Origin of the sequence: Intestinimonas sp. UBA1698 (assembly GCF_002320075.1) — a bacterium.
In the GTDB taxonomy this organism is placed as follows: domain Bacteria; phylum Bacillota; class Clostridia; order Oscillospirales; family Oscillospiraceae; genus Intestinimonas; species Intestinimonas massiliensis.
Map to the genome: position 1 here is coordinate 64025 of NZ_DCJO01000042.1, position 16856 is coordinate 80880.

Consider the following 16856-nt stretch of genomic DNA (forward strand, 5'->3'; position numbering starts at 1 on the left):
CTCCTTCTGCCGCCGCGGGCTCAGTGATTGGCGGCCCGGTAGACCGCCAGCAGTCCGTCGTGGTCCAGAGGGCAGAAGCTGCCCACGCTACGGCTCCGACCGCGGGAGCACCCCAGGGCCAGCGCCTCCAGCTCCTCCTCTGGGATTACGCCGGCCTCCGACTGCCCCAGGCTGACGGGAAGCCCCAGGTCCCGGAAGCAGGCCTCCACCGCCGCGATGGCCGCCAGCGCGGCCTGCCCGTCGTCTTCCTCCGATACGCCGAACACGGTCCGGCCCAGACGGGCAAAGCGGGCGGGGTCGCGGGTCCACACCTGCCTGGCCCAGGCGGGCCACATAATCGCCAGACTGGCTCCGTGGGCCATGCCGTACCGCCCTGAGAGCTCATGGCCGAGCTGGTGGACGGTAAAATCTTTGGTCCGGCCCAGGCCGGTCAAATTATTGTGGGACAGGCTCCCGCACCACATCAGTTCCGAGCGGGCCTCATAATCGTCCGGTCGGACCAGGGCGGTCTTCCCGAACCGGACGGTCGTGCGCAGAATGGCCTCCGCCAGCGCGTCGGTCAGCTCATTGCCCTGTACGTCGGAAAAATAGCGGTCCAGCGTATGCATCAGGATATCGGCCACGCCGCAGGCCGTCTGATAAGGCGGCAGTGTATAGGTCAGCTCCGGATTCAGAATGGCAAAGCGCGGGCGGTTCCACTCTGCGTTAAAGCCCCGTTTCTCCTGGGTGGCCTCGTTGGTGAGGACCGTGGAGTCGCTGGTCTCGCTGCCCGCCGCGGCAATGGTGAGCACGGCCCCCACCGGAATTGCTGTAATGGGCTTCTCCTTTCCGGAATAGTAGTCCCAGACCGGGACCTCCGGCCTGGGAAGTCCCGCAGCCAGCGCCTTGGCCGTATCCAGTACGCTGCCGCCGCCCACGCCTAAAATAAAGTCGATCTCCTTGTCCCGGTACTCCTCCAAGGTCTCGCAGACGAAGCGCAGCACCGGGTTGGGCTGGATACCACCCTTGGCGTACCAGCGCAGCCCGCACCCGGTCAGGGAGGCCGTCACCCGGCCCAGCAGCCCGCTCCGGACGGCGCTGCCGCCGCCATAGAGCACCAGGACCGTGGAGCCGCCCTCCGCCTGCACCGCCGGCCCGGCCTGCTGTTCCGTCTCCCTCCCGAATATCACCTTCGTGGGTACCTGATAGGTAAATGCCTGCATACTGCGCACCTCTTTCTTTTTCTCCGTTTTAAATTCAGTATACTATACCCCTTCTTTTCTTGCAATTCTTTCTTCGTCTGCGCATAAATTGGATCGAGCATGAAAAAGAAGGAGGAGTCCAATGTGGAAGAGCAAGGCAGCGTCCTCGTCCGGGTGTACACCTCCCGGGCCCAGATCCCGGTACCCGACGCCAGCGTAGCCCTCACCCGCCCTACCCAGGACGGTCGCAGCGATCTCATTGCCCTTCGGGTGACGGATGAGAGCGGGCTGATCCAGCCGATATCCATCCCCGCCCCCGCCGCCGCCGGGAGCACGCACCCAGGCCCAGAGCATCCTTACGCCACCTGTGACATCCAGGTCGAGCATCCGGATTTTCAGATGCTGCGTGTCGAAAATGTGCAAATTTTTTCCGGAGTGGAGACGCTTCAGGACGCCGAGCTAATCCCCCTGCCCGAACACCCCGACCCGGCAGATATGACCAGCACCGTTGCGGTGACGCCGCAGCCTCTGTAAAGGAGAATCACATGGCGCCTGTTGTCATCCCCTATGTCCCCGAATTTATCACCGTACACCTGGGCCCCGCCAGCCAGAGCGCGGAAAACGTCACCGTCTCCTTCGCCGACTACATCAAAAATGTAGCCTCCAGCGAGATCTATCCCACCTGGGAGCTCTCGGCGCTCCGCGCCAATATTCTGGCGCAGATCTCCTTCGCCCTGAACCGGGTCTACACCGAATACTACGTCAGCCGCGGCTATCCCTTCCAGATCACCTCCACCACCGCCACGGACCAGAAGTTCATCAAAGGCCGCAACATCTTTGACAATATCGACCGATTGGTGGACGATATCTTCAACGACTATATCCGCCGTCAGGGCTTTGTGGAGCCTCTGGCCGCCAAGTTCTGCAATGGCACCACCGTCACCTGCGACGGGCTGTCCCAATGGGGCAGTCAGGAGCTGGCCCAGCAGGGGCTGGACAGCATGGCCATCCTGCGGCGATACTACGGAAACGACATCGAGCTGGTAGTGGAGGCCCCTGTCCAGGGCCTCCAAAACTCCTATCCCGGCTCGCCCCTGCGCCGGGGCGCAGCCGGTCCCGACGTGGTGGTAGTCCAAACGGAGCTCAACCGCATCGGCCAGAACTACCCTGCCATCCCTAAAATTCAGCCGGTAGACGGAGTGTTCGGCCAGCAGACCGAGGAGGCCGTCCGCCGTTTCCAGGAGATCTTTGGCCTTACCGCCGACGGCGTGGTGGGCAAGGCCACCTGGTATCGGCTGGTCTCCCTCTATGTGGGGGTAAACCGTCTGTCCGAGCTGGTCAGCGAGGGGCAGCGGATGTTCGGCATTCCGTTTCAGGCCCCGCAGGCGGTGTCCGAGGGCTCTCCCCGGAATCAGGTGCTGATGGTCCAATATTTTCTCTCCATCCTAGCCCAGTTTGATCCTCTGATCCCCTTCGTCACACTGGATGGCATCTATGGTCCCGCCACCCGCCAGGCGGTCCGCTCCTTCCAAACAGCCCAGGGAATTCCTGTCACCGGGACGGTGGATACCGCCACCTGGAACGCCCTCTACTCCGCCTTTGAGGGCATTGACGTCACTGTGCTGTCCGATGACATTCTCTTCCCCGCTGAGCTGCAAGGGCTGGGCAACGATCCAGATTTCTATTCCCAGATCACCCGTATGACCCAGTTCCCTGGTCGGGAGCTCCGCCTTGGCGACCGGGATGTGGAAAGGAGTGGGAGCTGATGCGAAGCGAACGAGATTTTCTGGGGCTTCCCATCCACAGCCTCCAGGCCATGCTGCGGGAAATCTCCTACTGCGACCATAATATCCCCTGTCTCATCCCCGACGGCATCTTTGGTGAGGAGACGTTGGAGGCGGTCATGCGCTTCCAGCGCCAGAGCGGCCGCCCCGTCACCGGGCGGGTGGACAACGGCACCTGGGACGCCATCGTCACCGCTTATTACGCCTCCCTGCGGATCACCGCTCCGCCCAGGTCGGTCCAGGCCTTCCGAGACCTGGCCTTTACCGCCCGGCCCGGCGACTGCTGCGTCCATATGTACCTGGTCCAGTCCATGTTCCTGGCCCTCTCCCATGTGCTGGCCGGCATCGAGCCCGTCCCGGTCACCGGACGGCACACCGGCGCCTCCGTGCGCAACGCGATCTGGCTCCAGCGCCGGGCCGGGTTGGACGAGACCGGGGCGCTGGATAAACTGACCTGGGATATGCTGAGCCGCCTCTACGGCATGTATATCTCCCGTAACTTCGAGGATACCCTCTGCTTTTCCGAAGCTCAGATCGACCCGGAGCGCTCGCCGGACACCAGGGGCTTCCCCTGGGAGCCCGACGGCCCCGGCGGCCTCTGCCGGTAAAAAAACGCCGCGTGCTCACAACAGCACGCGGCGTTTTTTACTCGTAGGGCTGGAACTCCTGGTCGAGCACCCGTTTGCGGTGATAGCTCACATAGTCCGGCGCCGCCTGCGGGCACTCCCTCCCAATCGCCTCCAAAATGAGCGCCGGATTGAGGCCCGGGTTCTGGGCCCGCAGCACTGCGTTCAGGGTCAGCGCATCCCGGCGTCCCTCATAGTCCACCCGGTGGATCAGTGGGATCAGATCGACCTGCGTCTCACCTGACTTGGCCTTTTTTGACTTCTTTGTCACCACCAGCGCGTCCCGGCTCAACAGGGCCCGGATGGCGTTTTCCGCCCCCACCGGGGTCCCCGCCTCATACTCCAGGGTGATGATATAGTTGACATAACACAGTTCCTTGAAGGGCCGTGCGGCGTCGTAGCACCGGTGGACCGTAATACCCTCCGGCAGCGTTCGGGTCAGCCGCCAGGGCACCTCGCTCAAAGGCACCTCCCCCATCAGTCCGAATTCCATAATCTCGCATTCGCTGGAATAGCCCACCGACAGGGGCAGGGGGATGGAGACATAGGCATGGGGGTTAAAGCCCTCTGTGTGCCGGATGGGCACCCCGGCCCGCAGAAACGCCCGCTGGAAGGTGCGCATCAAATCCAGGTGAGAGATGTACCGGGCGCGCCCAGTCTTGGAAAAGGAAATGCGCTGATCAGGCATCACAGATACCTCCCGTATAGAGCTTGTCCGCCCCGCAGCCGGTGCACTGCTTCCGGCAGTCCGGGGTGATCCTGGCCTGATAGGCCAACTCCCGCTCCCGCCACAAGAACTCCGTGCGCACGCCGGTGGAAACGCAGGACCAGGGCAGCACCTCGTCCCGGCTCCGGGTCCGGTTGGCATAGAACGCCGGGTCCAGGCCGCAGGCCGCCAGGGCCTTCAGCCACCGCTCCAGGCTGAAATACTCGCTCCAGGAATCAAATTTGGCCCCGTCCCGCCAGGCCGCCTCGATGGCGTCGGCCAGCCGGCGGTCCCCCCGGGAAAAAACCGCCTCCAGGAAGCTGGTCTCCGGATCGTGCCAGTGATAGGTGATGGATTTCTCCCGCATGTTGTCCCGCAACAGCTTGACCCGGCGGAGGTACTCCTCCCGCTCCACCTGGGGCTCCCACTGGAAGGCTGTGTGGGGCTTGGGGACGAAGCAGGCGGTGGACACCGTGATGCGGCAGCCCCGGCGCCGGTTGGGAGTTACATCCCGCCAGACCTGGAGCACCTTCCTGGCCAGCTCGGCAATGCCCAGCACGTCCTCGTCGGTCTCGGTGGGCAGGCCCAGCATGAAGTAGAGCTTCACCGAGCTCCACCCACCGGAAAAGGCGGTGCGGCAGGAGGTGAGCAGATCCTCCTCGGTGACGTTCTTGTTGATGGCGTCCCGCAGCCGCTGGGTCCCCGCCTCCGGGGCGAAGGTCAGCCCGCTCTTTCGCACATGCTGGAGCCGCTCCATGAGTCCCATGGAGAAGTTGTCCGCCCGCAGGGAGGGCAGGGACAGCGAGACCTTGTGGGGCTCACACCAGTCCAGCAGGCCGTCGCACAGGCCCTCCAGAGGCCGGTAGTCACTGGTGGACAGGCTGGACAGGGTCATCTCCTGATAGCCGGAATCCCGGCACGCGGCGATGCCCTGCTCCAGCAGGCGCTGGGGGGAACGGGGCCGCACCGGCCGGTAGGCATAGCCCGCCTGGCAGAAGCGGCAGCCCCGGATACAGCCGCGGAATACCTCCAGCATCACCCGGTCATGGACGATCTCGGTGGAGGGCACGATGGTCTTGGTGGGAAAATAGGAGTGCTCAAAATCCTGGACGATCCGTTTGGTCACCACGGAAGGCGCACCCTCCGTCGGCGTGACGGCGGTCACCACGCCGTCCTCCCCGTAGGTCACCTCATAGAGCGACGGCACATACAGGCCGGGGATACGGGCAGCGGCTACCAGCAGTTCCCGCCTGCGCCACCCCTCGTTCCGGGCGCGGCGGTAGAGCTCCAGCAGCTCCAGCAGCACGTCCTCTCCCTCACCCAGGCAAAAGATGTCGATAAAGGGCGCCAGGGGCTCGGAGTTGTAGGCGCAGGTGCCGCCTGCAATGATCAGGGGACTCTCCTCCCCTCGGTCCGCCGTGCGCAGGGGCAGCCCGGCCAGGTCCAGCATATTGAGCACATTGGTGTAGGCCAGTTCATAGCCCAGGGAAAAGCCGATTACGTCAAACCCCGAGATGGGGTCGCCGCTCTCCAGCCCGTAGAGGGAAAGCCCTTCTCGGCGCATCTCGGCCTCCATATCCCCCCAGGGGGCAAAGACCCGCTCACACCAGACGCCCTCCTGCTCATTCATCAGTCCATACAGGATGCGTACACCCAAGTTGGACATGCCGATCTCATACGTATCCGGAAAGCAGAGTGCTACCCTTGTGTCTACACTCCGGCGGTCCTTGACCACCGCGTTGTATTCCCCTCCCGTATACCGTGCGGGCTTCTGTACCCGGGAGAGAATCATCTCCATTGTCCTGTCCATGCCAGTCCTCCAGCGCCTCATTGTTTGTCAATGAATTATTTTACCCTGTGGAGTAAGGAATGGCAAGTCCAATTTCTCTCTGCGCTCCACTACGGGGAATTACAAAGGAATTCTCTGCTTGCTTCCTCCGCCGGGCTGGGGTATACTATTCATAGAAGGTTTTGGCTCGAACACCTCTGACCGCTCCGCAGCGGTGGAAGAGGGTGAGCTGATTACCTTCGATGCATCCCGCAGGCATGCAGACTTCAGGTTCGCCCCGTATGAGCTACTGATGCCCTGCGTGATTTTCTTATTTTGCGGCGCCCTTCAGAAGCCGGTCCCGCCTGGGCAGACTGGGCATGCCCCCGGCGGGAATCTGCTATATTGGGGGCAAAAGAAGCACTGTGGTACGCTTTTGTGGGGTCATTGGCGGTAACGCTTGAACGATCCGGGCGGGAAGCGGTGCTTCTATTTTTATACCTGTTTCACGGCAAGCGTCCCAAAAATGTGAAATCCCCGTAACCATGCGGTTACGGGGATTTTGGCGGAGTGGGAGGGATTCGAACCCTCGGACGGCTTTTGACCGTCACACGATTTCCAGTCGTGCTCGTTATGACCTCTTCGATACCACTCCATCTGAGTCTGTATCCAATCTTTCGCGAATACAGGGAAGTTCGGTCCGCCGGAGGGCGTGCTCTGCGGCGAACAGCATTGATTATTATACCATCTTTTGCCCTCCCGTCAAGAGGGAATTTTCAAAATTTGCGAAAAAACTGCGGGCCATTGTATTGTGCCCCAAAACATGCTATAAATGGAAGTACATTTTCCAAAGAGGTGTCAAAGATATGGAACTCTCTCGTTTGCAGGCGCTGGATCTGCTCCGGAAGTATAACAAGGACCCCTTCCACCTGCGCCATGCCCTGACGGTGGAAGCCGTTATGGGCTGGTTCGCCCGGGAGCTGGGCTACGGCGCGGAAGCGAGCTTCTGGTCTTCCGTCGGGCTGCTCCACGACCTGGACTTCGAGCTGTGGCCCGAAGAGCACTGCGTCAAGTCCCAGGTCCTCATGCGGGAGCACGGTCTGGACGAGGCCCTGATCCACGCCACCGCCAGCCACGGCTGGGGACTGGCCTGCGACGTCAAACCGGAGCATGAGATGGAAAAGGTGCTCTTCGCCTGCGACGAGCTCACGGGGCTCATCGGCGCGGCGGCCCTCATGCGGCCCTCCAAAAGCTGCACCGATATGGAGCTCAAGTCTCTGAAAAAGAAGTTTAAGGACAAGAAGTTTGCCGCCGGCTGTTCCCGGGATGTGATCGCCCAGGGAGCCGCCCTGCTGGGCTGGGACCTGGACAAGCTGCTGGACATGACACTCCGCGCCATGCAGGACAGCGAGGCCAAAGTCGAAGCCGAGGCCGCCGCGCTCTAAGCGTTACAATCTGTTCATGTTTCATCCCTTGCATTCAAAGGTATAATATGTTACATTAGCATAATACCGAACCATTCCGAATGAAAAAGGAGCTTTTTATGGAAAAATCACCGCGCCGCGGCCTGAAAAACAAAGCCTCCCGCATCCTGATCAACATTCTTGTCACCCTCGTTCTCGGCCTGCTCTATTTTTACGTCTCCCTGCCGGCGATCAACCTCCATGACAGCAATTTTTACGGCTTTTTCTTCGTACTGTGCATCATCTACGTGGTCTGCGCCCTCATTACCTCCGGCTTCCACATGGACGCCAGTGGCGGCATCAAGGAGTATTTCCGCTTCATCAAGTCCCAATGCCTGCCCATCGGCATTCTGATGCTCCTGCTCATCGTGATCGCCATCCTGGGCACTGTCATCTCCATGCCCATCTTCCGAGCTGCCTCCTATCGGGACCTGCTCACGGTGGAAAACGGCGACTTTGCCGCCGAGGTGGAGGAGATCTCTTTCGATCAGATCCCCATGCTGGATGAGCAGTCCGCTCAGCGCCTGGGCGACCGCAAGCTGGGCGAGCTGTCCGACATGGTCAGCCAGTTCGAGGTGGCCGATGATTACACCCAGATCAATTATCAGGGCCGCCCCGTCCGCGTCACCCCGCTGAACTACGGCGATCTCATCAAATGGTTCAACAACCGCAGCCAGGGCCTGCCCGCCTATATCATCGTGGACATGGTCTCCCAGGAGGCCGAGGTGGTCCGCCTGCCGGAGGGCATGAAGTATTCCCCCTCCGAGCCCCTGAACCGCAACGTCATGCGGCACCTGCGGTTTACCTATCCCACCTATATGTTCTCCACGCCCACCTTTGAGATCGACGAGAGCGGCCACCCCTATTGGGTCTGTCCCAAGCTGGAGATGACCATCGGTCTTTTCGGCGGCCGGGACATCGACGGCGCCGTACTGATGGATGCTGTCACCGGTGAGTGCGAGTATTACGAGGATGTGCCCACCTGGGTGGACCGGGTCTACCTGGCCTCACTCATCATGGAGCAGTATGACTACCACGGCACCCTGGTCAACGGCTTCATCAACTCCATCTTCGGTCAGCGGGACGTGACCCACACCACCGAGGGCTTCAATTATATTGCCCTGAGCGACGACGTATATATGTACACCGGCGTCACCTCCGTGGGCTCCGACCAGTCCAACGTGGGCTTCCTGCTGTCCAACCAGCGGACCAAGGAAACCAAGTACTATAAGGCCCCCGGCGCCACGGAGCAGTCCGCAATGGCCTCCGCGCAGGGCAAGGTCCAGCACCTTCAGTACCAGGCCACCTTCCCTCTCCTGCTCAACATCTCCGGCCAGCCCACCTACTTCATTGCCCTGAAGGACGCCGCCCAGCTCGTCAAGATGTACGCCATGGTCAACGTCTCGCAGTATCAGATCGTGGGCATCGGCAACACCGTGGCGGAATGTGAAAAGGATTATATCCTCCAGTTGGCTGAAAACAACATCACCACTCCTGAGGTCCTGCCTGAGACCACCATCTCCGGCGCCGTAGAGGAGATTCTCTCCGCCGTTCTGGACGGCAACACCTACTACTTCGTCCGTCTGGAGGGCGAAGATGTCTACTACTCCCTCTCCGCGCTGGACAATCCGGCGGCGGTCATCCTCAAGGTGGGCGACTCGGTCACCATCGACCACGCGCCCCAGACCGGTGAGGAGGTCAACCCCATCCTCAACGGCTACAGCCTCACCATCGACGGAAAGGCCACGCCGGACCCCATCGTCTCCCCCGAGCCTGCGGTCTCTGCGCCGGAGGCCGCCCCCGACGCCTCTTCGGCCCTCCCTGGTGCTGCATCCGTAGTTCCCGCCGCCTGACGGTATGGAATGCCCCGGACCGACTTCACGCTCGGTCCGGGGCGCTTTTTTGCCTGCGCGTCCACGCCTGAATGAGCCGTAGTGCCTCCGGCGACAGGAGGAACAGGGCTGCCAGATTGGGTAGCGCCATCATCCCGTTACACACGTCGGCCAGCTGCCAGACCGTCCCCACGTCCCCAACGCTCCCCAGGACCACACAGACCAGAAAGGCCATGCGGTAGACGCCCGTCCAGCGGCTGGTGCCGGTGAGGTATTCCAGCCCCCGCTCCCCATAATAGCTCCAGCCCAGCAAGGAGGAGAAGGCGAACATCAAAAGGCAGACCGCCACGAAGGGTCCCCCCCACCGGCCCATTACCGTGGCAAAAGCCGCTCCCGACAAGGCTGCGCCCACCATGGAGCTGTCCACCGTTCCCGCCTGGATGGCCCTCAGAGCCGTCTGGGGCGCGTACACGCCGGAGACCAGAATGACCAGTGCGGTAACCGTGCAGACCAGCAGCGTGGCAATAAAGACCTCAAAGAGGCCCCACATGCCCTCCTCCGCCGGCTCATCCACGTCCGCCGCGGCATGTGCCATGGCGGAGGAGCCCAGGCCGGCCTCATTGGTGAACACACCCCGGGCCACGCCGTAGCGCATAGCCGCCGCCATGCCGTACCCCATCCCGCCTCCCAGGGCCGCCTTTGGGGTCAGGGCCTGGGTGACGATCTCCGTCAGGGCCGCCGGTATCGCGACGGCATGGTGGGCCAGCACCAGCACCCCGCCGCCCAAAAAGAGCAGCGCCATCACCGGCACCAGCTTTTCGCTCACCCGTCCGATGCGACCGATGCCGCCCAGAATGACCAGACCGGTGAGGGCGGCGGTCACGCACCCCACTGCCAGACGGTCCCAGCCGAAGGCGTGCTCCAGAGAGGTGGCGATGGAGTTGGCCTGCACCATATCCCCGCCGCCGATGGAGGCGCATACGCAGAAGAGAGAGAACATCATTGCCAGCGGTCGCAGCTTCAGTCCCCGCTCCATATAGTCCATGGGCCCCCCCTGCCATGCCCCCGCGCCGTTCCGCCGCCGGTAGCGGACCGCCAGCGTCTTTTCCGCGCAGCCGGTCATCATCCCCAGGAAGGCGGAGACCCACATCCAGAACACCGCGCCCGGCCCGCCGTAAAAAATGGCGGTAGCCACGCCTGCGATACTGCCGGTGCCGATGGTGGAGGCCAGGGCGGTGGAGAGGGCTTGAAACTGGGTCAGCCCCTTCTCATTCCCCCGCCCGCGTTTGCGCAGCAGCGAGCCCAGCGTCGCCCGCAACCACAGCCTGCATTCAAACACCTGAAAGAATCCGCTGCGGAGGGAATAATAGAGTCCCAGCAGCAAAAAGCCGCCCAGCAGCCAAGGATTCCAGATCCAGCCGCCGAGCCGCTCTAAAAAAACCATGTCCACACCTCCTCTACTCAGGAGTATGTGGACATAGGCCCAAAAATGCCGTCAAAGGCGCGCGCAAAATCAAAAAGAAGGACTCGACTTTGGGGCGGTGTTCGTAAGACAGTATTGCCCGTACCCCGAAAAAGCTGTTGGCTGAATATAAACACAACGCCTGAAGAATTTGCGAATTCTTCAGGCGTTTCTCTTTGTACAGTAGATTTCTTTGCGGGTTTCTGCTACAATATGTTTGATAAAAATATGCGCCAAACCGGGGTTTTCAGAGGAGGTTTCTAATGAAGAAATACAGTGGTTGGATTGTTTTACTTATTTTTATCTTCATTTGTGCTGGCGGGGTATGGCTTACTTTACAGGTCACAGCAGAGTATCCCAAACTGGGAGAGCCAGTCTCTTATCCTGTCAATCAAGTTGATGGCTTTGAACTGACCATCGAAAAGCCATCATGGTCTCCATTTAGAGGCTATACAATCCGCTGGGCCGTTACTGCAAATTCTAAAGAAGTCTATTCCTTCATTGAGGATGGTGGCCCTGGCTTTGAGTATCTCGAACGCTATATTGACGGGCAATGGTATCGTTTGGCATATTCGCAAGACGCATTTCCTTTTAGAAATTTAGAATTTTCGTTGGGTGGAAATGACGGGACAGGCTTGCAGGGGAGCGTTGTTCAAAAATATGATTATTATGGTACTCGCTTGGAAGCGGGAACCTATCGGATAGTATTGGAAATGAAAGCAAAAGACGGAACACCGTATTATCTGGCGAGAGAATTTGATGTTGAGTAAATTAGTAGGCAGACAACTTCCGGTTTGCCGAACCGTTTCTAAAATCCTTTAGGACGGGGGGCGCATTTCTATACGGTGTAGCCCCGTATGTACTTTTTGCGTCACTGCGTTCCGAACAAGGGGCTACACCGCTTGCGCCGCTTTGCGGCTATCTATATTATTATATACAGGAACAGCGTGACTTCGAAAGTCACGCTGTTCCTGTATATAACTGTCTTACGGATACTGCCCTTTTGTCGTGTCCTTCTTTTTGTCTTGTCCGAATACTATAGATGCCTGGCCGGAACCGGGGCCCGCACAGCGGGGCGGCGCAGGGCGAATTCATTTCGCCCGAGCATGTTAAAATCCCCAGGTCTCCATAAAAATAACCACACCTGACGGTGTGGTTATTTTTATGGAGGCGCCACCCAGACTCGAACTGGGGGTAAAGGTTTTGCAGACCTCTGCCTTACCACTTGGCTATGGCGCCGGAAAGTGGAGACCCACAGTCTCCTGGAGCAGGTGACGAGGCTCGAACTCGCTACCTCCACCTTGGCAAGGTGGCGCTCTACCAGATGAGCTACACCTGCGAATCAACAGTCCAGCATATGCCGCAGATTCGCGTTTGATGCATGGGAAGAGAAAAATCTCCCGGGGGACGCCAATGGGCATCCCCCGGAGATTGGTGCCTCCGGTCGGAATCGAACCAACGACACGAGGATTTTCAGTCCTCTGCTCTACCAACTGAGCTACAGAGGCAAATGCGGGCGTTGCCGCCCATGGCGACGCGGAAGGGACTTGAACCCTCGACCTCCGGCGTGACAGGCCGGCGTTCTAACCAACTGAACTACCGCGCCAGATGGTGTCAGGTCAAAGACCTGTGGTGGGAACAACAGGACTCGAACCTGTGACATCATGCTTGTAAGGCATGCGCTCTACCAGCTGAGCTATGCTCCCCTGGTGCCGTATTTGTTTCTTTCAGACGGCGAAAGTTATTATACTAAAGCCCGGCTGAGATGTCAACACCAAATTTGCCTTTCCTGGATATTTTTTGTCCTTTATCGCGTCGCTTCCTCCAGAAGTTCTTGCAGATCCTCTTTAGTAAAGCGATACACCTTGTCACAAAACTGACAGGTCAGCTCCGCCCCGCCTTGCTCTTCGATGAGGCTCTGCATCTCCTCTTTGCCCATGCTGATGATGGCGCGGGACACCCGCTCCCGGCTGCAATAGCACTTGTAGGCCACCGGTCTGCGCTCCAGGAGCTCCGGCTCCTGCCCCTCCAGCACCCGCTCCAAAAGCTGCACCGCGTCGGCGCCGCCGTGCAGGGCGTCCGTGACAGGTCCCAGCCGGGCGATGGACTCCTCCAGCCGCTGGATCACGCTCTCGTCCGCTCCGGGCAGAAGCTGAACCAGATAGCCTCCCGCCGCAGCCACACTCTGATCCTTGTCCACCAGCACCCCCAGCGCGCAGGCGGTAGGGACCTGCTCGCTCTCCACAAAGTAGGCTGTGATATCCTCGGCGATCTCCCCGCTGACCAACTGTACGCTGCCGATATAGGGCTCCTTGAGTCCCATGTCCTTCATGACGGTCAGAGAGCCGCTGCTTCCCACGGCGGTCCCTACATCCAGCTTGCCCTGGTATTTGCGGGGAATATCCACCTGGCCGTTCTGCAGGTAACCTCTGGGATTGCCCCGGCTGTCCGACACCGCCGTGATGGCGCCCAGCGGCCCGCCGCCCTTGATCTGGAGGGTCACGGAGCCGTCCTTCTCCTTGAGCATGTCCCCCATCATGGAGGCCGCCATCAGCGTCCGGCCCAGGGCGGCGGTGGCTACCGGCAGCGTCTTGTGGATCTGCCGGGCACGCTCGACCATATCCTTGCCGGTGACGGCCACAGCCTTGACCATGCCGTCCCCGGTCATCATCCTTATAATCTCATCCATGGTTCACAAATCCTTTCGCGCGGCAAAAAAGATACGCCCCTCCCCCGGCTTCGGCGGGCGGAGCTTTAATTCGCCGTACTGCTTCACATCCCGAAAGCCGGCCGCATGGAGATAATCCGTCAGCTCCCGGGGCTCGTAGGCATATTCCTCATGGACCTCCTCCTCCCGGCGCCACAGCGCGCCCTCGCGAAAAAACAGGTCCATGCCGTAGGTGCAGATTCGACGGCGGGCCGAGTATTCCGCCCGCCAGACACAGTATGTGTCATCGGTCTCATCCATAAACATCTGGCCGTCCAGATTCCTCAGCTTCTCCGGGGTGTTCACATCGAACAGAAAGACCCCGCCCGGCATGAGAAACAGATGAACGCGCTGGAACGCCCGGCGCAGGTCCGCCGGGCACGTGACATAGTTGACGCTGTCCAGACAACAGACGCAGGCGTCGATGGTCCCGTAAAGATCCAGCTCCTGCATGGACTGGTGGAGGAAGATGGGCTTCTCACCCTGGACGGCCCGTCCCTTTTCCGCCGCCACGGCCAGCATCTCCTCCGACTGGTCCACGCCGATCATCTCATAGCCCCGCTCCGCCAGCCGGCAGGTCAGGCTTCCGGTCCCGCAGGCCAGGTCCAGCACCGTGTGGACCGGAAGCCCGGCCCTTCGAAAGTGCTTTTCGGCATAATCCGCCCATACCTCATAATGCACATCGGCGGTCAGTGCGTCATACCGCCCCGCCAGCGCTTCGTAGCTGCTCATTCGTCCTGCTCGTACTTCTTTCGGATGTCCTTGGCCCGGGGCAATACGTTCTTGTAGCCGTCCGCACCGTAGTTCAGCGAGCGGTTCACCCGGCTGATGGTGGCGCTGCTGGCCCCCGTACGCTCCAAAATATCATTATAGATCATCCCGTCGCTGAGGAGGAGCGCCACCTCGAACCGCTGTTCCATGGCCCGCAGCTCCGCCACGGTGCAGAGGTCTTCAAAAAACTTGCGGCACTCATCCAGGTCCTGCAAAGTCAGAATACTTTCATACAGCAGGTCGCTGTGCTCCTTCTTGGGCTTTTTGGTCATGTCGGGACCTCGCTTTCCTATAATCAGAGCCTTGCTCCTTATTATTTTACCACTGTGAAGTACGAAGGTAAAGAGGCAATCCGCTGCTTTCACGTTTTTCCCGTCTCTTCATAGCATAAAGGGAGAGGAGCTGATGACATGGTCAAGGACTGCCTGTGGAAGCAGGCCCTGAAGTGGGAGGGCGAGCCGGTGCTGGTTCTGTCCCTGCGCACCCCTGAGCTGGACGCAGAGAGTCGGGGCGCCCGGCGTATCAACCGCTATTACGGCAAGCTGGCGCAGATCTGGAAAGCACGCTGGGAGACCACCCTGTTTCCGTCCGCCTGCGCCGCGCTGGCGGAAGCCCGCGCGGCCTCCCGCCCATTCGAGCCCTGGAGCGTCACGCTGGACTACCGGGTGACACAGGAGGAGGCCGGCCTTCTGAGTCTTTATGTGGATGCCGTCGAGCGCTCTACCGGCCGGCCGCTCACCGTCCGCACCGCCGACACCTGGGACCTGGCCAGCGGAGTCCCTCATCTTCTCACCGACTTTCTCCCCCCAACCCGTTTGTGGCGCCAGTCCCTGCTGGCGGAGCTGACCGCACAGTCAGAAGCCCGCCTGCAAAGCGGGGAATCCTTCTTCTACGCCGATGCGCCGGCCCGGGTACGCCGCTTTTTTTCCCCGCAGCGCTTCTATCTGACGGGAGATTCTCTGGCTGTTTTCTTCCCCATGCTCTCGCTGGCGCCCGCCGCCGAGGGCATCCCGGTCTTCCTCCTGCCCCGTCCAGATGCGGCGGGAGAACAGAATTCACAAGCCTCCTGACTTCTCCCGCCCTTCCACCATAAAACTCCACAAAAATACTGAAAATGGAAAATTCTTTCTTGTGTATCAGGGCACCTTAGGATATAATAACATGTCCTGAAATGAGGACCGCAAACCGAATATACAGGAGGAGTTTTTATGGTCAAAGCGATCGTCGGCGCCAACTGGGGCGACGAGGGCAAGGGCAAGATCACCGACATGTTCGCAGAAGCATCCGACGTAGTCGTCCGCTTCCAAGGTGGGGCCAACGCCGGGCACACCATCATCTGCGATTACGGTAAATTCGCCCTGCACCAGCTCCCCTCCGGAGTCTTCTATCCCCACACCACTAACATCATCGGCAACGGCGTGGCGCTGGATGTCCCCAAATTCATGGAGGAACTGGGGCAGTTGGAGGCCGGCGGCGTGCCCGCCCCTCATCTCATTATCTCCGAGCGCACGCAGCTTCTGATGCCCTATCATGTGCTCCAGGACACCTATGAAGAGGAGCGGTTGGCCGGCAATGCGTTCGGCTCCACCAAATCGGGCATCGCCCCCTTCTATTCTGATAAGTACGCCAAGGTCGGCATTCAGGTCTGTGAGCTGTACGACGAAACCCTCCTGATGGACCGGCTGGAGCACGTCTGCACCATCAAGAATGTGCTCTTTGAGCATCTGTATCACAAGCCCCTGCTCGACCCCAAGGAGCTGTTCCAGCTCCTCATGGGCTACCGGGAGCAGATATCCCCCTTTGTGGGCGACGCACTCACCTTTGTGCGCTCCGCCCTGGCCGACGGCAGGCAGGTCCTGCTGGAGGGCCAGTTGGGCTCTATGAAGGACCCCGACTTCGGTATCTACCCCTATACCACCTCCTCCCATACGCTGGCCGCCTTCGGCTGTATCGGCGTGGGCATCTCCCCCCGGGACATCCGGGATATCGTGGTCGTCACCAAGGCCTACTCCAGCGCCGTGGGCGCCGGCGCCTTCGTCTCGGAGCTCTTCGGCGAGGAGGCCGAGGAGCTGCGCCGCAGGGGCGGTGACGCCGGCGAATACGGCGCTACCACAGGCCGCCCCCGCCGGGTGGGCTGGTTTGACGCCGTAGCCACCCGGTATGGCTGCATGGTCCAGGGCGCCACCGAGGTGGTGCTCACTGCCATCGACTGCCTGGGCTACCTGGATGAAATCAAGGTTTGCACCGGCTATGAGATCGACGGCAAGGTCACCCGCGACTTTCCCGTCCCGCCCCTGCTGGCAAAGGCCAAGCCCGTCTACGAGACGCTGCCCGGTTGGAAGTGCGACATCCGGGGAGAGACCGACTACCAGAAGCTCCCCGAGGCGGCCAGGACGTATGTCGATTTCCTGGAAAATCAGATTGGAGTCCCCATCTCTATCGTCTCCACCGGCCCCAAGCGCCACGAGATTACCCGGCGCTGAGGCTCTTCCCTCTCCGTTTTTCAATGTAAAGAAAAGTGGCCCGGACGGTCGTCCGGGCCACTTTTCTTTACAT

15 protein-coding genes and 6 tRNA genes are annotated in these 16856 nt (G+C 60.5%); 8 read left to right on the forward strand and 13 right to left on the reverse strand.

Going from position 1 to position 16856, the window contains the following annotated elements:
* Positions 1-20: 20 nt before the first annotated feature.
* Complete coding sequence (locus B3H64_RS11460) at positions 21-1202, reverse strand: iron-containing alcohol dehydrogenase (RefSeq protein ID WP_286735253.1); 1182 nt, start codon at positions 1200-1202, stop codon at positions 21-23.
* Positions 1203-1325: 123 nt separating this feature from the next.
* On the opposite strand from B3H64_RS11460, the gene B3H64_RS11465 reads away from it, so the two are divergent.
* The 3 genes from B3H64_RS11465 to B3H64_RS11475 are packed head-to-tail and all read left to right on the forward strand — an operon-like array spanning position 1326 to position 3573.
* Positions 1326-1715 (forward strand): spore cortex-lytic protein, encoded by a 390-nt coding sequence (locus B3H64_RS11465; protein WP_286735255.1) that lies wholly within the window; start codon positions 1326-1328, stop codon positions 1713-1715.
* Between the two features lie 11 nt (positions 1716-1726).
* Positions 1727-2947, forward strand: a complete 1221-nt coding sequence (locus B3H64_RS11470; protein ID WP_286735256.1) for a peptidoglycan-binding domain-containing protein — start codon at positions 1727-1729, stop codon at positions 2945-2947.
* Entirely contained in the window at positions 2947-3573 is a 627-nt protein-coding gene (locus B3H64_RS11475; RefSeq protein WP_278893859.1) for a peptidoglycan-binding domain-containing protein, read from the forward strand. Before B3H64_RS11470 ends, B3H64_RS11475 begins: the two co-directional genes overlap by 1 nt.
* A 37-nt stretch (positions 3574-3610) precedes the next feature.
* Here B3H64_RS11475 and B3H64_RS11480 read toward each other — a convergent pair whose 3' ends face one another.
* From B3H64_RS11480 to B3H64_RS11490, 3 genes are all read right to left on the reverse strand, one after another.
* A complete protein-coding gene (locus B3H64_RS11480) occupies positions 3611-4279 on the reverse strand; it encodes a TIGR03936 family radical SAM-associated protein (protein WP_286735258.1) in 669 nt (222 codons plus the stop codon).
* Complete coding sequence (locus B3H64_RS11485; RefSeq protein WP_050618151.1) at positions 4272-6107, reverse strand: TIGR03960 family B12-binding radical SAM protein; 1836 nt, start codon at positions 6105-6107, stop codon at positions 4272-4274. The genes B3H64_RS11480 and B3H64_RS11485 overlap by 8 nt, the downstream gene beginning before the upstream one ends.
* A 521-nt stretch (positions 6108-6628) precedes the next feature.
* A tRNA-Ser gene (locus tag B3H64_RS11490) sits at positions 6629-6720 on the reverse strand.
* A 211-nt stretch (positions 6721-6931) separates the two neighbouring features.
* Between B3H64_RS11490 and B3H64_RS11495 the strand changes: the two genes are divergently transcribed.
* Both B3H64_RS11495 and B3H64_RS11500 read left to right on the forward strand, forming a co-directional pair.
* On the forward strand, positions 6932-7510 hold the full coding sequence (locus tag B3H64_RS11495; protein ID WP_050618150.1) for a hydrolase: 579 nt from the start codon (positions 6932-6934) through the stop codon (positions 7508-7510).
* Positions 7511-7608: 98 nt separating this feature from the next.
* Positions 7609-9381, forward strand: a complete 1773-nt coding sequence (locus B3H64_RS11500) for a CvpA family protein (protein ID WP_238074842.1) — start codon at positions 7609-7611, stop codon at positions 9379-9381.
* Between the two features lie 25 nt (positions 9382-9406).
* Here B3H64_RS11500 and B3H64_RS11505 read toward each other — a convergent pair whose 3' ends face one another.
* The gene (locus B3H64_RS11505) at positions 9407-10804 is read right to left on the reverse strand and encodes an alanine/glycine:cation symporter family protein (RefSeq protein ID WP_286735261.1); all 1398 of its coding nucleotides are present in this window, start codon (positions 10802-10804) and stop codon (positions 9407-9409) included.
* Positions 10805-11085: 281 nt separating this feature from the next.
* Between B3H64_RS11505 and B3H64_RS11510 the strand changes: the two genes are divergently transcribed.
* Positions 11086-11592: a hypothetical protein gene (locus B3H64_RS11510; RefSeq protein WP_238074840.1), complete on the forward strand. Its 507-nt coding sequence runs from the start codon at positions 11086-11088 to the stop codon at positions 11590-11592.
* Between the two features lie 395 nt (positions 11593-11987).
* On the opposite strand, the gene B3H64_RS11515 is transcribed toward B3H64_RS11510, so the two are convergent.
* From B3H64_RS11515 to B3H64_RS11550, 8 genes are all read right to left on the reverse strand, one after another.
* Positions 11988-12061 (reverse strand) — tRNA-Cys (locus B3H64_RS11515).
* A 24-nt stretch (positions 12062-12085) separates the two neighbouring features.
* Positions 12086-12161: transfer RNA gene (locus B3H64_RS11520), tRNA-Gly, on the reverse strand.
* Positions 12162-12254: 93 nt separating this feature from the next.
* Positions 12255-12330 (reverse strand) — tRNA-Phe (locus B3H64_RS11525).
* A 21-nt stretch (positions 12331-12351) separates the two neighbouring features.
* A tRNA-Asp gene (locus tag B3H64_RS11530) sits at positions 12352-12428 on the reverse strand.
* A gap of 24 nt (positions 12429-12452) precedes the next feature.
* Positions 12453-12528, reverse strand: a tRNA-Val gene (locus B3H64_RS11535).
* Positions 12529-12629: 101 nt separating this feature from the next.
* Complete coding sequence (gene hslO, locus B3H64_RS11540) at positions 12630-13511, reverse strand: Hsp33 family molecular chaperone HslO (protein WP_278893864.1); 882 nt, start codon at positions 13509-13511, stop codon at positions 12630-12632.
* A gap of 3 nt (positions 13512-13514) precedes the next feature.
* The gene (locus tag B3H64_RS11545) at positions 13515-14261 is read right to left on the reverse strand and encodes a class I SAM-dependent DNA methyltransferase (RefSeq protein WP_050618147.1); all 747 of its coding nucleotides are present in this window, start codon (positions 14259-14261) and stop codon (positions 13515-13517) included.
* The gene (locus B3H64_RS11550; protein ID WP_050618146.1) at positions 14258-14572 is read right to left on the reverse strand and encodes a YerC/YecD family TrpR-related protein; all 315 of its coding nucleotides are present in this window, start codon (positions 14570-14572) and stop codon (positions 14258-14260) included. The genes B3H64_RS11545 and B3H64_RS11550 overlap by 4 nt, the downstream gene beginning before the upstream one ends.
* Positions 14573-14710: 138 nt before the next feature.
* Here B3H64_RS11550 and B3H64_RS11555 point away from each other — a divergent pair, with 138 nt between their 5' ends.
* Together B3H64_RS11555 and B3H64_RS11560 are read left to right on the forward strand one after the other, a co-directional pair.
* The gene (locus B3H64_RS11555) at positions 14711-15370 is read left to right on the forward strand and encodes an RsiV family protein (protein ID WP_286735263.1); all 660 of its coding nucleotides are present in this window, start codon (positions 14711-14713) and stop codon (positions 15368-15370) included.
* 138 nt (positions 15371-15508) lie between these two features.
* Positions 15509-16783 carry an adenylosuccinate synthase gene (locus tag B3H64_RS11560; protein WP_050618144.1) on the forward strand — a complete coding sequence of 425 codons (1275 nt, stop codon included), beginning with the start codon at positions 15509-15511 and terminating at the stop codon, positions 16781-16783.
* Positions 16784-16856 lie beyond the last annotated feature (73 nt).

What these genes read in the sequence shown, in the direction of transcription:
- B3H64_RS11545 (WP_050618147.1), bottom strand. Translation starts at nt 14,261, where the DNA reads ATGAGCAGCTACGAAGCGCTGGCGGGGCGGTATGACGCACTGACCGCC.
- B3H64_RS11485 (WP_050618151.1), bottom strand. Translation starts at nt 6,107, where the DNA reads ATGGACAGGACAATGGAGATGATTCTCTCCCGGGTACAGAAGCCCGCA.
- B3H64_RS11460 (WP_286735253.1), bottom strand. Translation starts at nt 1,202, where the DNA reads ATGCAGGCATTTACCTATCAGGTACCCACGAAGGTGATATTCGGGAGG.
- B3H64_RS11470 (WP_286735256.1), top strand. Translation starts at nt 1,727, where the DNA reads ATGGCGCCTGTTGTCATCCCCTATGTCCCCGAATTTATCACCGTACAC.
- B3H64_RS11500 (WP_238074842.1), top strand. Translation starts at nt 7,609, where the DNA reads ATGGAAAAATCACCGCGCCGCGGCCTGAAAAACAAAGCCTCCCGCATC.
- B3H64_RS11505 (WP_286735261.1), bottom strand. Translation starts at nt 10,804, where the DNA reads ATGGTTTTTTTAGAGCGGCTCGGCGGCTGGATCTGGAATCCTTGGCTG.
- B3H64_RS11560 (WP_050618144.1), top strand. Translation starts at nt 15,509, where the DNA reads ATGGTCAAAGCGATCGTCGGCGCCAACTGGGGCGACGAGGGCAAGGGC.
- hslO (WP_278893864.1), bottom strand. Translation starts at nt 13,511, where the DNA reads ATGGATGAGATTATAAGGATGATGACCGGGGACGGCATGGTCAAGGCT.
- B3H64_RS11510 (WP_238074840.1), top strand. Translation starts at nt 11,086, where the DNA reads ATGAAGAAATACAGTGGTTGGATTGTTTTACTTATTTTTATCTTCATT.
- B3H64_RS11475 (WP_278893859.1), top strand. Translation starts at nt 2,947, where the DNA reads ATGCGAAGCGAACGAGATTTTCTGGGGCTTCCCATCCACAGCCTCCAG.
- B3H64_RS11555 (WP_286735263.1), top strand. Translation starts at nt 14,711, where the DNA reads ATGGTCAAGGACTGCCTGTGGAAGCAGGCCCTGAAGTGGGAGGGCGAG.
- B3H64_RS11550 (WP_050618146.1), bottom strand. Translation starts at nt 14,572, where the DNA reads ATGACCAAAAAGCCCAAGAAGGAGCACAGCGACCTGCTGTATGAAAGT.
- B3H64_RS11495 (WP_050618150.1), top strand. Translation starts at nt 6,932, where the DNA reads ATGGAACTCTCTCGTTTGCAGGCGCTGGATCTGCTCCGGAAGTATAAC.
- B3H64_RS11480 (WP_286735258.1), bottom strand. Translation starts at nt 4,279, where the DNA reads ATGCCTGATCAGCGCATTTCCTTTTCCAAGACTGGGCGCGCCCGGTAC.